This is a genomic window from Legionella clemsonensis (genome assembly GCF_002240035.1).
Lineage (GTDB): Bacteria > Pseudomonadota > Gammaproteobacteria > Legionellales > Legionellaceae > Tatlockia > Tatlockia clemsonensis.
In genome coordinates this window covers 2089214-2104778 of the sequence record NZ_CP016397.1, presented here as the reverse complement: position 1 = coordinate 2104778, position 15565 = coordinate 2089214, and the positions used below count along the sequence as shown (strand labels likewise).

Genomic DNA, 15565 nt, shown 5'->3' with positions numbered 1-15565 from the left:
TTTATTGTTGTGATAACCACACCTAAAAATACACTATTATTTGTTCATATTGCCACCCATTTTAAAGAAATAATTAGAGTAGCTCGCCTACTGAAATCGCATAGTGGTTATGAGCCCATTATTTTTTTTAATGCAGGATACGATGGAGTTAAAAGAGATATCGCTGTTTGTGAATCAGAAGGGATAGCGATTGTTCCTTTTTTTGCAAAAAATCAAATTACACCTAAACAAAAGTTATGGTTAAGAATTCTTCGATTCGGCATAAGAAAATTTCTAGCCTTTTTAGAAATTGTTAAATATTTATTTAGATTTATAAGTCCAATAAAGAGATTGTTCGATGTTTTGCCTAGATTTGATAAAAAGGCAGCAAACGAGGAGTTGAAACTTCAGGAAAAATGGGAGAGAGCTAGTGAGAATAATTCTCAACCTTCTATACGCTCTACGAAAAAAATATCGAAATATCTTCTAGGTTGCTATCGATTTATATGGAATAACATTCCCCAGTTATTACCAACTATTTCACGTTCTGCTTATGAGTATTATCACTCAATACCAAAAGTGCTGTTAAAGCATAATGTAAAACTAATGGTTTTTCCTGAGCATAACCTTTTTTATTTTACCCAAATTTTTGTATATTTGGGTAGAAAAAGCAACATTCCGTCTATTATTGTTCCATTTACAATCGCAAATACGTTGGAATGGTCTGAGGCTTTTTATAATGATCCTGGCCGCTCACTAACTAAAATGTACAACAAATTCTGCGCGAATGCCTTCCCACATTGGGTTCACGTTTATAAAGGAAGATCATTACTTTTACCTGTAGAAATTGTATTGATTCATGAAATGTTGAATATAACCCCGGAAAATCCCTGGTTATTAAACAGTGGTGATATTGATTTTTTAGCATTAGAAAGTGATGCCATGAAAGAATATTATCTCACAGCAGGAATTGATGGAAGGCATTTACGTGCTACTGGCGCTCTCTGCAATGATGAGTTGTACTCGAGAGTACAACAAGCAGCAGCTTTTCGTAGACAATTGTATCAATCGCTTCATTTTAATGAAGACAAGCCGATGATTTTGTGTGCTTTACCTCCTGATCAATGCAGCAGCCGAAAAGAATTTATTGAATTTAGGGATTTTGAAGAAACAGTTCGTTTCATTATGAAAGAACTATCAGAATACAGTACTCAATATCATATTGTGATTAATTTGCACCCAAGAACTAATCCATCCAGTGTTGAATTTATTAACACATATCCTGTAAAAATATTTTATGGCGATATTGCAGAAGTTATTCCTTTAAGTGCTATCTTTATCGCTGTTGGTTCCGCTACTATTCGTATGGCTATTACATGTGGTGTGCCAGTAATCAATTATGATCTTTATCGTTATCGATATGATGATTATGATAATTTAAAGGGTGTTCTCACTATATTTGATAAAAATGAATTTGTTTTAACGCTGGAAAAATTAGCGAATCAAATTGAGTTTTATGAAGAAATTAAAATGGCTCAAATTGAGAAAAGTGATGTATGGGGAAGGTTAGATGGTCAGGCAGGTAAAAATTTATTGTCTGAAATTGACCTGTTATTTGCAAATTAAAGATAGCCTGAGTTGAGGGAACAATGAAAGTACTCAATACCAAAATTGATGAAATTAAAATAATTGAGCCTCAAATTTATGGGGATGAAAGAGGTTTTTTTTACGAGTCTTTTCAGCTGATACGCTATCAGGAAATGCTGGGAATTAACGATAGCTTTGTACAGGATAACCTTTCGCGCTCACGGCAAGGAGTTCTGCGGGGATTGCATTTCCAAAGTCAGCATACTCAGGGAAAGTTAATTTCAGTACTCGCGGGGGAGGTCTTTGATGTGGCAGTGGATGTTCGACTAGGTTCACCAACTTTTGGCCAGTGGGTTAGCGCAATTCTTTCTGCTGAAAATCGACGGCAACTTTGGATACCCAAAGGTTTTGCCCATGGCTTTTATGTCCTGAGCCCTTCGGCTGATTTCTTCTATAAATGTACGGATTATTACTACCCGGAATTTGAGTTGGCAATTAGTTATCAAGATCCAGCATTATCTATTGCCTGGCCTTGCGAAGGGGAGGTGCAGCTTTCTGCAAAGGATTTGATTGCTAAAAATTTAAGTGATATCGACCATAAGTTATTGCCACAGTACAACTAATATAAGAAGGACTCCTATGCTTTTTCGTCAATTATTTGATTGTGAATCCTGCACTTATACCTATCTTTTAGCCTGTGAAGTCAGTAAGGAAGCTGTTCTAATAGATCCTGTGAAAGAGCATGTAAATCGTTATCTCCAGCTAATTCATCAGCTAGAATTAAAATTAGTAATTACCATGGATACTCATTTGCACGCCGATCATATTACTGGTACAGGTGAATTGAATCAATTAACGAGTTGTCAAATTGGCATGGGAATACAAACTAAGGCAGAGTTTGTATCATTTAAATTTTCAGATAATGAGGTAATTGATTTCAACAGTTTTATCCTAAAGACAATGTATACACCAGGTCATACTGATGATTCTTACTGTTTTTTGGTGGATAATAAATTATTTACAGGGGATACTTTATTAATTCGAGGAACGGGTCGTACTGATATTCAAGGAGGCTCTGCCAAGGCTCAATATGAAAGCTTAAGTCGCTTGCTCAGTTTACCTGAATCTACTTTTGTATACCCTGCTCATGATTATAATGGGATGACAGTAAGTACGATTGGCGAAGAGAAACGTTTCAATCCCCGATTACAAGTTAATTCCTGCGAAGAGTATATTGCCTTAATGGAGGGATTAAATTTACCAAAACCTAAAAAGATGAGTCTTGCTATTCCTGCCAATCTTAGAAATGGGATAACTGATTGTAGAATTATGATTTAATTTTTCTCACTGTTAATAAAAATGACTGTTATATAACAAATTGTGGTCTTAAAGAAATTTTACTATCCTAGCCATACGACTTGCTCTGGTACTTGAGAGATGTTTGTCAACTTCTCTGGAAACGTTATAATAATACTCTTTAACTCGCGTGTTGGCATCTCTGGCAATAAATACCGGACAAGCTTGTGAGCTGCTTAGAGTAGAGGTAATTATTTTAAATTTTGTACCTTTTCAAAGCGAATAATAGAAAAAGAGAAGATTTTGGTTAAACGTATTTTTGATATTTTATTTTCTGGCGCAGTGTTGTTAATAATGTCCCCACTAATTTTAATAATTGGATTCTTAATTCGTTATAATTTAGGGACACCCATATTCTTTTATCAGAGTAGACCAGGTCAACATAGTAAAATCTTTAAAATTATTAAATTTCGTACGATGAAAGACGCTACTAATGTTCAGGGGGAATTGCTGCCTGATGAGCAACGACTCACGCGTTTGGGGCGCTTTCTAAGATCAACCAGTCTTGATGAGTTACCTCAACTATGGAATGTATTGATGGGGCAAATGAGTTTAGTTGGTCCTCGGCCGTTATTGGTTGAATATCTTCCACTTTATAATTCGGAGCAAAGAAGACGTCACGAAGTAAAGCCTGGAATTACGGGGCTGGCTCAGGTGAGTGGACGTAATGCTTTAAAATGGGAAGATAAATTTAAGTTGGATGTTTGGTATGTTGATAATCAAACTTTTTGGCTGGATATTAAAATATTATTTTTAACACTTAAAAAAGTACTAATTCGAGACGGCATTACGAGTGAAGGCAACGCAACTGCTAAAAAATTTGAGGGATCAGAACAATAATGGAGGCTTACTGCCAAATGGTGTTAGGAAAATTGTTATGAATACACATTCGGTCATTGAGAATAGCGAGATAGATTTAATAAAAGTGCTCCAGGCATTATGGAGCGGGAAATGGTTTATTTTAAGCCTGACACTAATGGTTACATTATGCACTTTTTTCGGATCACAACAAATTAAGAATGTTTATCAGGCACACTTAATATTAACGCCACCTATTAATAATGATTTATTCAGTCTTAACAATCATTTATCAACCTTTATAAAGAAAAATTATAAATTCAACTTTCCGATTTTTAAGACGGAAGAGGTGTATAGAATGTTTCTAGGCATTCTTATGGCTGAATCTACTAAACGAGACTTTTTAAAAGAATTAGCAAGCCAAAATAAGCATGACAAAGAGAAGATGCCAATCTCAATTGAAGTATACAGAAATGATATTGATAGGTTTAGTGTTATTGTTAATGCTTATAGTCCTGAAGCCGCTTTATCAATTACAAATCAATTAATTAATAGGGTGCGTGCTAAAGTCCAAGCGAAATTAAATGCTAGTATTCAAAGGCAACTCCACTATCCCACAGTAGCCTTTGAAAGGCTGGAGAGGAGAATTGCGTTGTTTCACATGGCTGCTAGTAATGAGCGAAAAAAACAAATTGCTCAACAACTAGAAAAAATAAAGTCTGCTCAACTAGAGTTTAACGCAGATTCACTATTTTATAAGGCAGGAAAGCGAAAAGTACAGCAATTATTTGATGAACTGAACAAAATTAAGCGCGCTCCCGATGCTTACTTTGTTCCTGGATTAACACGGTTAGAACTCGTAAGAGCAAAACGACCCCCTCAATACACACCGGATTTTACAAACGCAGTTTTTGCAAGAAGCAGTGGTCCTATCGAGGTATCGGAAACATATATACGTTACAAAAGTAAAATTTTTCTTGTTTTTTCCATAGGATTTGGTTTTATTCTCGGATGTATCTTGATAATTTTGCGAAACTTTAGCTCTCTTCTAATCACACCAAAGATTACTGAATACACTTACATGCCAAATAAATAGTATTTCCAGTGAGGGACGGAGAAGTATTTGAAAATCAGATTTAGGACATTACAACTATTTTTTGCTTTACTGCCGGTAATATTATTTTTAACTTTTGTAGTTGGTTTTAGGGCAAAAGAGGTTGGTAGCGATACTTGTAATTACTTGTTCTTTTATCACGAGCTAAGCCATAATTATTTATTATTGTGGCCATTAGAATATTGTTTCAAGGGAATTTTATATCTCTTTTCTATTTTTTCAGCACCCTTCCAACTCTACCTATCTGCAATAGCGCTTATTAATATAATTTTAATTATTTTCTTAGTTAGAAAATTATCAAATCTATTAGAAGGAAAAATTGATGGATACCGATTATTTTTTCTAGTAGCGACGTTCTTATTTATTTCACCCTTTTTTTTCGCAGGTATGGTTAATGTTATTAGGCAAGGGACTGCTATTCTAGCGTTGTTTATTTTTTATATAACTCTGACAACCAGAGCCCGTCTATGGAGTCTCATTCCAGTAGCAGTACTGGCGTTTGGCTTTCATAAAGTAACGCTTATGATGATTATATTTTCGCCATTAGTCGTTTTACCGTACAGAATTATTCTTGGTACTGTTCTAACAGCTAGTATCTGTTATTTTAGTGGAAGTTCAATTAAATTGATCTATCTGCTCTCTACAATTTCTGGTTTTGACCTATATTCAAAAATTGTTAATTACGCGGCCACCTCCTCTCCTGGTACTCATTACCTAACTGGAGTCCGTTATGATTTTGCATTATTTACAATTACCATGGGGGTCATGTTTCATATTCTAAACAAATATTTTCTAGCGATTGATGATAGAGCAGTTTTTCGCGAGCTATTAAAAATCTACTGGGTGTTAATTCTACCTTTCTTCTTATTGGGTTTTGGTCCATATTCTGATCGTTATCTTTTGACAGGATGGTTGTATCTTTCCATTGCAGGCGCAGTATTGTTAGGATTAATCGTCCGTAAATATCCTATTCGTATTGGTTGGGATTGTCTTATTTTTCTATGCTCATTACTGTATTTTTCAGTAAAAGTACAAGTTTTATAATTTTTTATAGAGCAACAAGAGAGATCAATTTATAATAAGGTTTTTAATTTTTTATTGTTAGCTCAAGTACCATGCTTTGCAGAGATGAAGAATAATGGCTAAAAAAATTGAATCAGCGCGGATAGCGAGAGTTTCTACTGTTCCATTGTTTGTTTATACCTTATTGCGTACTCAAGTAGAAGCTATTGCTAATACCGGAGCTGAAGTTACCATTATTACAAGTCCCGGTGATTTACATCATTCCATACAACCTATTTGTAACTGCCAATACGAACATGTGAAAATTGCACGAGAAATCAGCATAATTTCTGACTTAAAAACTTTGATTAAATTAGTAATGCTTTTTCATGTAAAAAAATTTGATATTGTGCATTCTAATACACCTAAAGCAGGGTTGCTTTGTGCAATTGCAGCAAAGTTAACAGGTACTCCAATTCGTTTACATACTTTTACAGGACAAACCTGGGCTACTGCAAGCGGAATAAAACGAGCAATATTAAAGTTTTGCGATAAGGTAATTAGTAGATTAAACACCCATTGCTATGCTGATAGTCCTAGTCAACAAGATTACTTAATCAAGAATAAAGTCATTCATGAAAAAAAGATTTCTGTATTGGGGAAAGGATCACTAGCAGGAGTAAACTTATCGCGATTTAGTCAGAGTAACTTTTCTGAAGTTGATAAAAAAGCTGTCTGCGACTCTCTCAATATTAAGAAAGATCAGCTTGTTGTATTGTTTGTAGGTAGGGTTACTAGAGACAAAGGTATTTTTGAATTAATTGAATCCTTTGGTCAACTACTCGAAAACAACGTCGATGCTGTACTTTTAATTGTGGGGCCTTTTGAACAGGATATTGAACAAAAAGCTAGAATGCATGCTCAAAAACATTGTAAAAAGAATGTCATTTTTGTTGGTTTTTGTCCTCAACCTGAAAAATTTATGGCAATTGCAGATATTTTATGTTTACCAAGCTATCGTGAAGGATTTGGGACAGTTGTAATTGAAGCAGCAGCAATGGAAGTTCCTGCGATTGGCACAAAAATTTATGGTCTTACAGATGCTATTGTTGATGGAGAAACTGGTCTTTTAGTTGAGCCAAAAAATGTTGAACAGCTGACAGTCGCATTGAAAACCTTAGCATCGAATCCTGAATTACGTCAAAAGATGGCGAAAAATGCCAAAGCCAGAGCGATTAGAGAATTTGATAGTGGGGCATTCGGTGATCTTGTCATAAATGATTATAAAAATCTTTTAAACAATGAAGATTTGGCTTCGTAAATTACGCTTAGTGCTGTGATAATACACTTCTAACGACTTCGACTCAAAGATGTATCACCAGAAGATAAAGAATAGCGCTTACCCCTTTTATCAATTAAATTTAACTGTCCAAACTCACTTACGCCATCAGCAATTCCCTGTAGCACACCGGTCGGCTGCATCACTGTAATTAATTTTCCATATAAATAATCAACCTTTCGCCACTCATCAATAAAACCTGGAAAGCCCAACTTTAAGAATTTTTCTACATACCGCTGTAATTGAAAGAGTAAATTTGCTAGAAGTGTATTGCGATCGTAATGTTGCCTCGTAATCTCAAACAATGAACACCAAGGTTTTTCTGGTAAAGGATGCATTTGTGTTGCTGTATTAACATTCAGGCCAATGCCAATGATGACTTGCGAATTCCCATGCGTTTCAGCAATGATTTCTATCAAAATTCCACATAATTTTTTATCTTGCCATAAGAGATCATTTGGCCATTTTAGTAATACTTCCTCATGAATCCCGCTATCTTTTAAGCTCATTAAAATTGCTAATCCTACAATTAAACTTAAACCAGATAGTTGAGACAAATCACAATTTACTTCCCAACGACTTGAGCAATAAATATTCTCACCAAAAGGAGAAATCCAGTGACGTCCAAAACGCCCTCGGCCTTGAGTTTGCATTTCAGCGCAGCAAATCTCTAATTGTGAGCTACTTGGTAAATTTTTTAGAAATTGATTGGTTGAGTTAACTGTAGAAAATAAATGAAAATTAATTGATTTTTTAAAACCTCTGGAATTAAGCTGTTCCAGGATAGTTTGAGCATTCAGTAACAGCATAGGAACTATTAATTGATACCCTTGCTGCGGTAGGCGTTTAATCGGTACCCCAAAATCAATCAGTTGGCGAATATGTTTCCATACAGCAGTGCGGGAAATACCAAGCTGCTCGCCCAGAAAATTTCCGCTATAGCAGGCTCCATCGGCCAGTAACTTTATCAATTCTAACTGTATGGGACTTAATTGTTTCATAGGAAAAATTTAAAAATAATAACGAGGAGCTATTATACACTCATGTTGTATTTGCAGAATAATGAGGGTCGAGTGATCTCGACCCTGTCAGAAGTAATGCATTAAGCACGACGCATTGATAATGCAAGAAAAATGTAAGTCCAGCCATCAACAATTAATTCAACGGCAATAAATAATCCAATGATCCATAATCCGCTTAAAGGCCAATGCATTAAAATCATAACACCCAGTGCTATTGCAATAATACCTGCTAATAATAGCCAACCCCAGCCTTTAGAGTCTTTAAGCGTAATAGCCATAATAAAACGACTTAAGCCAATAATAATCAGCACTGTCGCTAACAGGGCGGTTATTAATGCGGAAGCAAGAAATGGATCATAGATAATCAGTGCGCCGCCAATGAGGTAGAGAATAGCAATAAAGGCGTGCCAGGCTACTGCTTTCCATCGACGAGCCTTAAAGACATCCACGATTTGTAAAAAGCCACCGATAATTAATAAAATACCTAAAAAAAGCATGCTGACTAAGGTTAGACCCACTACCATGCCTAAGCCAAGTCCCCCCAAAATAACGAACAATATCCCCAAGGTTAACAACCAGCCCCAATTGCGTTTTAACTCACGTGGCTCTTCTAATAGCACTGTTCCCATAACCATATCCTTATTAAGTGACTCTCAATAAATCATAAACAAAATTTAAGACTACCGCATCTTATTCCATAAATTGAGCAGTTAACTGAGGTTTATACCCCACCCGGATTTCTGCACTATCCCTAACTGATGAATATCAGCAATAGGTGTTGCTTCAGGAATTTTATCTTTCCACCAACGTTGGCAATCCCAATGATCATAATCATAGACGGTATAGTTTAAATCCTTTAATAAGGGTACTCCTTTTTCTTGTAATCTTGCTCTTTCTTTTTCTGATTCTGTAATTTCACTGCAGCGTAATACATAAAAAGGATTAGTTGGCACTGTTTTCATTGCTGCTTCAAAATAAGGATGAAAATTTTCAGATAAGCCAAAAAATTTAATAGTGTCACCCAGTAGGAAATAAGCTTTACCTAAAATTACTTTTAATTTTTCATCGTTAGTTTTCTCAAGTAGCGCAATTAATTCTTTTAATCGTACAGTTACATTATTAATCGCTGTACTATGCTCCTTCGTGTACTGCTCAAAATGGTAATGGATTTCATAAGAAAAAGGTAATAGAGAATGAATTTGATAGTCTATTTGTCGCATTAATCCTTTGGCTAAAAGGAATAGATGTGTTTTTTGTTGCATTGAATTTGTGAAATAACATTTTCTCAGGAGATTGATAGACTTATTAATATCGCCAATGTTACAATTTTCAACAGCATGGTTGCTGTCATTTTCAATTAATGCCTCAGCATATAAACATCGGTGAATTGCCCGCAGTTCCTGGCGTCTCTCTCTATTATCCAATAATAACGCCATTTTTATGAATTCTATTCCCTCAAGCGCTAGACTTTTAACCTGCTCCCAGTTTTTTTGCTTTTTGAAGAGCTTTGCTTCCTTCTCTTTTGCAATACTTTGTGTTTCAAAATATTCGGCAAGCTTTTCAATGTCCGCAATAAAAAATGCGCTGTTTTTCTCAGCATTGATGTAGAGCTGGTAAGCTTCCTTATAACGTTTTTCGGCTACTAACAATAAAAAACCCTGAGCAGTGAATTCTTTCTCCAGATTTGAATTAAACTGGGCAGCAAATCGAATAATGTCCAGCTCATCTGTATCTTCAGCCAAATAGTGTCTAGAAAGAGCAATGGCTAAAGAAGAATCTTTTTTAATGTATTTTAAAAGTTGTGCCTTTGAAAACTGAGTAGTTAACAAAGTTATTGCCTCAGAAATATCCTCAAGCGTTTCAATTAAATTAAAGGCAGCATCAAAATCTTTTTTTTCTAAATAAAAATTTATGAAAAAATTTTTATCCTGCTTGTGAATGTCAGGTGCAAAATGGAGTGCTTTCTCGACTATCTCTTTGGCATCTTTTGATAAATTAAAGAGTTTCCTTATAAAGTTTGTAACTCGATAGGAGCGTCTGGAAGATTTAATTTCCTCAAGCCACAGGGTAGCAACGGCTAAGGCATATTGACTATTTTGTAGAAATACATAGCGTGAGGGATGATTTTTTAATTGTTGTGCTGTTTCAGCAATTAAGGCGTTATTCTGAGGATCCAGTTTAGGAATTTCTGTCCAACAGGCCAAATTTGCCCAGGTTCTTCCAAAGCTGTAGGTGTCCGAAGAAATGAGAGGTTCTCCCTCAGTGGCCACATGCGGTTGTACATGACTGACATAAAAGCGTATTAAGCTATTCTGAAGTATTTCAGTGATTTGATTAGTTCGCGGTGCACATAAGTAGGTAAAAAGTGATGCTGAAATTTGCTGAAAGGGCAATAGAGATAATCGCTCTTGAGAAAACCCTTTGAGATACCCATAGTAGGCAAACTTGAGCAAGCCCAGCTGTATCTTTTCTTGCTGACAATGATTACCCAGCCCCAGCCAACCTTTAAAGGTTTCAAAGGCATACCTTAAGAAGCTGGCCGGTCTTATATCAAAACCATCGGTATAGAGGTACCTGGCTGCGGCCAAACGTAAAATTTCTGCTTGATACTCTTTTTCATCATCTAGATAAAGCAAGACATCAGGATAAAATCCCATGAAATGCCTTTTTTCTTCGGGGATGCGTGCTATTGTGGAAGAGTTGATGCGGGGCATACTATTTTGTTGCTCTAAAAATGCACTAATGTATCACGTAACAGGTAAAAATAAAATTAATTAAAGAACTCCAGAGGATGAACACAAATGTAACGGATATGCTGAATATTGATGTCACAACATAAGGCTGCATTACAACGGATTTTGGGCATAAATGAAATCATTTGCCAGTTCTTTCGATGCAGGATGTCTTCCACACTGGTTTTTGCAGGAGGAATTACAGTGACCTCAAAATTTTTCGTGGGATAGGAAAGTCCTAATCCACAAGCTTTAATTAATGCTTCTTTTTGCGACCAAACATGAAAAAAACCTAAAGGTTGCATCCACGGAGGAAGTGCCGAAAGCTGAGCCACCTCTAAGGCGGAAAATACCGTTTTTGCCAATCCAAGGTAAGGACGGGCTGAAAAAAATTCAATATCGATACCTAAAGGAAATTGTTGTCCTATTGCCAGAAGTGCCAATTCACCAGAATGCGTTAAATTAAACTCCAGATTACAGAGGCTCTTAACACTTGGTTTACCATGGGAACCATAGGTAAATAGCAATTCCGAGGGGGGATGCTTAAGATAACGTCCAAGAATAGCCCGCAGCATGGCATGGGAGACAGCAAAACGACGCTGATGATGGGGAAAATGAAAACGCTGCGCACGATGACGTTCTTCTTCATCAATTATGGACATGGCCCAATCAGGCAAATTTTCTAGAGAAAATTCCCAAATATCAATCCGATCCTGTCGCAGGCTACAGTCGTCAGCAGTCATTGGCAAAAATAAAGACATCGAGAAAAACTCTCCTGATATGAGTTAAGGGGTTAGCAAAATCTGCAACAATGCAGACTTGTTCGCGCAATCCAGGGATCTCGACATCTCTCTCCGACTCCTTGGCCTCACGAGTGTTCTATTTTAGGCCTGGCGCGTAGAAACTATAGGTTAAGCCAATTTATTTTTCTCACTTTTTTTGATCTAAAATTAGGCAAAAATACAACTTTTGTTCCCGTATCGTACGTAGAACGGTGGCGTCAAAAAGCAGTTACGGGTATCATAACGCATGAAGATAAATTCGTAAAATGAGTAACCAATGAGTCGACAATTTTTAGATTTTGAACAACCGATTGAAGAGCTAAATCAAAAAATTCAAGCATTACGCATGGTTGGCAACGATAATGAAGTCAATCTGAGTGAAGAAATTGCCCGTCTTGAAGCAAAGTGTGAGGAATTAACCGCCAATATTTTTTCAAATCTGGAACCGTGGCAAATTGCGCAAATGGCCCGTCATCCGCTGCGTCCTCAGACCACGGACTATATTGAAAATATTTTTACCGATTTTCAGGAATTGCATGGTGATAGGCATTACTCCTCTGCGCCGGCTATTATCGGTGGATTAGCTCGATTAAATGGTGAGCCTGTTATGGTGTTAGGTCATCAAAAAGGCAAAAAAACCAAAGAAAAAGTGTATCGAAATTTTGGAATGGCTCGTCCTGAGGAATATCGTAAAGCATTGCGATTAATGAAGCTGGCAGAAAAATTCCAATTGCCGATTTTTACTTTTATTGATACTGCTGGCGCTTATCCTGGTATCGGGGCAGAAGAGCGCAATCAGTCTGAGGCGATTGCAAGAAATCTATTGGAAATGGCCAAGTTAAAAACCATCGTAATTTGTACGGTAACTGGTGAGGCAGGTTCAGGTGGGGCTCTGGCTATTGGGGTAGGAGACAGAGTTTTAATGCTTCAATATGGAATATATTCCGTTATTTCACCGGAAGGTTGTGCTTCCATTCTTTGGAAGGATGCTGCAAAGGCAAGTGAAGCAGCGCGCGCAATGGGCATTACTGCTGATCGGATTGTGGCGTCAGGATTGGTCGATGAAGTGATTCCTGAGCCTCTTGGGGGTGCTCACCGTAATGTTGAGGAAATGTGTAAGCGATTAAAAGAAGCCTTGATTGAGGAGTTACGCACCCTAAAAACTTTTCCGCTCACTGATCTGTTACAACAACGGTATGAGAAATTTATGGCAATGGGGGCATGTGACTAAGGGACTACTTGATACCGCATTTTTAAATTGTTTACTACGGTATAACCATCTGTTTATTGGCTACAGTGGGGGTTTGGACTCCACTGTTCTTCTTCATTCGCTATCAACCAATCCGCAACTCTCATCAAAACTTACCGCAGTGCATGTCAATCATGGTCTTAGCCCCAATGCACAACAATGGCAGCAGCATTGTCAGGAATTTTGTAGCAAGCTTGGCATACCGTTTATTGTAAGGCAGGTGGATTTTAAGCGTGACGCAAATATTGAAGAGGCTGCGCGACGGGCAAGGTATACTGTATTTAGTAATTTAATCGACAACAAGGATTGCCTCATTCTTGGGCATCATTTAAACGATCAGGCTGAGACCCTGCTGTTGCACCTTTTAAGAGGAACAGGCATTGATGGTTTAGCGGGTATGTCCTCAAAAAAGAGATTTTCTCGAGGGGAGTTGCTGCGTCCCTTCTTATCTGTTTCACGTGCTATTCTGGAAGAGTATGCCAGTGCTCATCAATTGCAGTGGATTAATGATGAGAGTAATGAAAATATAGCTTTTTCTCGTAATTTTTTAAGGCATCAAGTTATACCTGTACTTGCTTCTCGCTGGCCACAAGTCGTTAATAATCTTGTGCGTACGAGTAAGCATTGTCGACAAGCTCAAGAAAATCTTGATGATTTGGCTAAAATTGATTGCCCCGACCTTGAGAAAACATCGACTCACTTATCGCTTGAGAGCCTTTTTACGTTAAATCAGACTCGATTAGCTAATGTATTGCGAGTTTGGCTAAAGGGTAATCAAGTGAAATTGCCACCTACAGTAACTTTTGAACGATTAATCTCTGAAGTCATTCAGGCGAAACCCGATGCAAATCCCGAAGTTAGCTGGGAGGATAATTGCGTCAGACGCTATCAAAATACCTTGTATCTCGTAAGAGAGGTAAGTGGCCCTCTCTCGCCAGTGTCATGGACTTCCTTTCCTGAGCCTCTGGATTTAGGGCCGGATTTAGGTACTCTGCAGGCCCATATCACCAGCAAGGGATTAGCTGTTCCACCTAAAAGTACGATTGAAGTACGGTTTCGTCAGGGTGGAGAAACATTAAATTGGCATGGTCAAACCAAAACACTGAAAAAATTGTTCCAGGAATGGCAAGTTCCTCCCTGGCTGCGCAATCGTATTCCTTTAGTGTATATTAATCAACAGCTTGCCTGTGTAGTAGGGTATGCTGTAAGCGATCAATTTTACAAGACCAAGGCAAAACTTGCTTATGAAATAGTGATTATCTAATTTATTATTAACTATTTGTTAACTATTGTTAACAAAATTCTGTCTTTATTAAATAAATTTCATAAACTAAAATGACCTCATTAAAGCGTGGATATGAGGTAATGATGATTTCTAAATTTCGCATCACATGGTTATTGAATTACATTTCAATTGCTTCCTTTTCAGCAGCCATCATTACACCAGGATTGCCTCAAATCCAATTGCAGTTTGGTCTGGCCAAGGGAGACGTGGAATGGTTAGTTTCTGCTTTCCTGTTAGGCTATGTCATAGGACAACTCATTTATGGTCCTTTAGCTAATCGTTGGGGACGGCTCGGTGCTTTACGCATCGGATTAAGCATTAATCTTTTTGGTCTTTTGCTTTGTCTTTTCGGATTGGAGCAATCCAGTTTCCTGTTGTTAATTATTGGACGCCTGGTGAGCGCCTTAGGGGCTGCCAGTGGTTTAGCATGCACCTACATGCTTATCAATGAATGGTTACATGAATCGCAACGAGCAACGGCCATGGCTTATAGTATTCTATCCTTCACCATTGGTATTGGTTTGGCAGTGGCTTTGGGCAGTATTTTAGCTGAATATTGGCAATGGTCTTTCTGTTTTTTAGTGTTGCTGGTGCATGGCATTATTATGTTGTGGGGGACGTGTGTGTTTCGCGAAACTTTAACAAAGGCGCAGGCAATTCACTGGCGTAACATACTGACCAATTATTATCAAGCCATTTCCTCTGGCAGATTAATTGTATTTTCGCTGGTCATCGGTTTCTGTTCGGCCATGGGCTATTGTTTCTCTGCAGCAGGACCGCAAATAGCCAATGACGTCTTACACCTCAGGATAATTGATTATGGCTATTGGAATCTTCTTAATATGTTTGGGATGTTAATAGGAGGATTATGGGCTAAGAGGCTGGTAAATTATTTCTCAGCAGGAAAGGTAGTTGTTATGGGACTCACTGGCAGTTTAGCTGGCATCATCAGCCTTATAATAATGCTACTGCTTCACGCGTCGTCACCAGGTTGGTTCTTTTCTAGCACGATGAGTTTTTATATTTTCGGAGGACTCTTATTTTCCGGTGGATCCATACTGGCTTCAACGGCGATTAATGATAAGGCGAATGGTTCCGCAATGATGAGCTTTATCAATATGTCCAGCGCTACGATAGCTGTCATTGCTATGGGCTATCTTAGCGCAAATCCTCTTAAGGCTTATATCGATGTTCTACTAGGGATGTGGTTTTTAGTGGTGGTCTTGCTACTCGTGCATCACTACTGCTCTTTTAAAATGAGAGCATTGCAAAAAGCATAACCGTCGCTGTAGTCTGGTTGACACTTTAGTGACAACCAGT

14 protein-coding genes are annotated in these 15565 nt (G+C 37.5%); 10 read left to right on the top strand and 4 right to left on the bottom strand.

Annotated features, from left to right (window positions below; translation table 11 throughout):
• Positions 1-9 precede the first annotated feature (9 nt).
• From clem_RS09125 to clem_RS09095, 7 genes are all read left to right on the top strand, one after another.
• Entirely contained in the window at positions 10-1605 is a 1596-nt protein-coding gene (locus tag clem_RS09125; RefSeq protein WP_232505444.1) for a hypothetical protein, read from the top strand.
• Between the two features lie 23 nt (positions 1606-1628).
• A complete protein-coding gene (gene rfbC, locus clem_RS09120) occupies positions 1629-2189 on the top strand; it encodes a dTDP-4-dehydrorhamnose 3,5-epimerase (RefSeq protein WP_094091266.1) in 561 nt (186 codons plus the stop codon).
• Positions 2190-2205: 16 nt separating this feature from the next.
• Complete coding sequence (locus tag clem_RS09115; protein ID WP_094091265.1) at positions 2206-2904, top strand: MBL fold metallo-hydrolase; 699 nt, start codon at positions 2206-2208, stop codon at positions 2902-2904.
• Between the two features lie 261 nt (positions 2905-3165).
• On the top strand, positions 3166-3762 hold the full coding sequence (locus clem_RS09110; protein WP_094091264.1) for a sugar transferase: 597 nt from the start codon (positions 3166-3168) through the stop codon (positions 3760-3762).
• A gap of 37 nt (positions 3763-3799) precedes the next feature.
• On the top strand, positions 3800-4816 hold the full coding sequence (locus clem_RS09105) for a Wzz/FepE/Etk N-terminal domain-containing protein (protein ID WP_094091263.1): 1017 nt from the start codon (positions 3800-3802) through the stop codon (positions 4814-4816).
• Between the two features lie 27 nt (positions 4817-4843).
• Positions 4844-5878 (top strand): EpsG family protein, encoded by a 1035-nt coding sequence (locus clem_RS09100; RefSeq protein ID WP_094091262.1) that lies wholly within the window; start codon positions 4844-4846, stop codon positions 5876-5878.
• Between the two features lie 94 nt (positions 5879-5972).
• Positions 5973-7157, top strand: a complete 1185-nt coding sequence (locus clem_RS09095) for a glycosyltransferase family 4 protein (protein WP_094091261.1) — start codon at positions 5973-5975, stop codon at positions 7155-7157.
• A 29-nt stretch (positions 7158-7186) separates the two neighbouring features.
• Here clem_RS09095 and clem_RS09090 read toward each other — a convergent pair whose 3' ends face one another.
• The 4 genes from clem_RS09090 to clem_RS09075 form a co-directional block, all read right to left on the bottom strand.
• A complete protein-coding gene (locus clem_RS09090) occupies positions 7187-8176 on the bottom strand; it encodes a biotin--[acetyl-CoA-carboxylase] ligase (RefSeq protein ID WP_094091260.1) in 990 nt (329 codons plus the stop codon).
• Positions 8177-8277: 101 nt separating this feature from the next.
• On the bottom strand, positions 8278-8826 hold the full coding sequence (locus tag clem_RS09085) for an HdeD family acid-resistance protein (protein ID WP_094091259.1): 549 nt from the start codon (positions 8824-8826) through the stop codon (positions 8278-8280).
• 81 nt (positions 8827-8907) lie between these two features.
• Positions 8908-10911 (bottom strand): hypothetical protein, encoded by a 2004-nt coding sequence (locus clem_RS09080; RefSeq protein ID WP_157698214.1) that lies wholly within the window; start codon positions 10909-10911, stop codon positions 8908-8910.
• Positions 10912-10967: 56 nt separating this feature from the next.
• A complete protein-coding gene (locus tag clem_RS09075) occupies positions 10968-11690 on the bottom strand; it encodes a 4'-phosphopantetheinyl transferase family protein (RefSeq protein ID WP_094091257.1) in 723 nt (240 codons plus the stop codon).
• 298 nt (positions 11691-11988) lie between these two features.
• Here clem_RS09075 and clem_RS09070 point away from each other — a divergent pair, with 298 nt between their 5' ends.
• The 3 genes from clem_RS09070 (at position 11989) to clem_RS09060 (ending at position 15525) form a co-directional block, all read left to right on the top strand.
• The gene (locus clem_RS09070; protein ID WP_094091256.1) at positions 11989-12942 is read left to right on the top strand and encodes an acetyl-CoA carboxylase carboxyltransferase subunit alpha; all 954 of its coding nucleotides are present in this window, start codon (positions 11989-11991) and stop codon (positions 12940-12942) included.
• Complete coding sequence (tilS, locus tag clem_RS09065; RefSeq protein ID WP_198333096.1) at positions 12935-14224, top strand: tRNA lysidine(34) synthetase TilS; 1290 nt, start codon at positions 12935-12937, stop codon at positions 14222-14224. The genes clem_RS09070 and tilS overlap by 8 nt, the downstream gene beginning before the upstream one ends.
• 101 nt (positions 14225-14325) lie before the next feature.
• The gene (locus clem_RS09060) at positions 14326-15525 is read left to right on the top strand and encodes an MFS transporter (RefSeq protein ID WP_332460216.1); all 1200 of its coding nucleotides are present in this window, start codon (positions 14326-14328) and stop codon (positions 15523-15525) included.
• Positions 15526-15565: the final 40 nt, after the last annotated feature.

Excerpts from the sequence above, each read along its gene's own strand:
- rfbC (WP_094091266.1), top strand. The coding sequence starts at position 1,629 with ATGAAAGTACTCAATACCAAAATTGATGAAATTAAAATAATTGAGCCT.
- clem_RS09115 (WP_094091265.1), top strand. The coding sequence starts at position 2,206 with ATGCTTTTTCGTCAATTATTTGATTGTGAATCCTGCACTTATACCTAT.
- clem_RS09105 (WP_094091263.1), top strand. The coding sequence starts at position 3,800 with ATGAATACACATTCGGTCATTGAGAATAGCGAGATAGATTTAATAAAA.
- clem_RS09095 (WP_094091261.1), top strand. The coding sequence starts at position 5,973 with ATGGCTAAAAAAATTGAATCAGCGCGGATAGCGAGAGTTTCTACTGTT.
- clem_RS09090 (WP_094091260.1), bottom strand. The coding sequence starts at position 8,176 with ATGAAACAATTAAGTCCCATACAGTTAGAATTGATAAAGTTACTGGCC.
- clem_RS09085 (WP_094091259.1), bottom strand. The coding sequence starts at position 8,826 with ATGGGAACAGTGCTATTAGAAGAGCCACGTGAGTTAAAACGCAATTGG.
- clem_RS09080 (WP_157698214.1), bottom strand. The coding sequence starts at position 10,911 with ATGCCCCGCATCAACTCTTCCACAATAGCACGCATCCCCGAAGAAAAA.
- clem_RS09075 (WP_094091257.1), bottom strand. The coding sequence starts at position 11,690 with ATGTCTTTATTTTTGCCAATGACTGCTGACGACTGTAGCCTGCGACAG.
- clem_RS09070 (WP_094091256.1), top strand. The coding sequence starts at position 11,989 with ATGAGTCGACAATTTTTAGATTTTGAACAACCGATTGAAGAGCTAAAT.
- clem_RS09060 (WP_332460216.1), top strand. The coding sequence starts at position 14,326 with ATGATGATTTCTAAATTTCGCATCACATGGTTATTGAATTACATTTCA.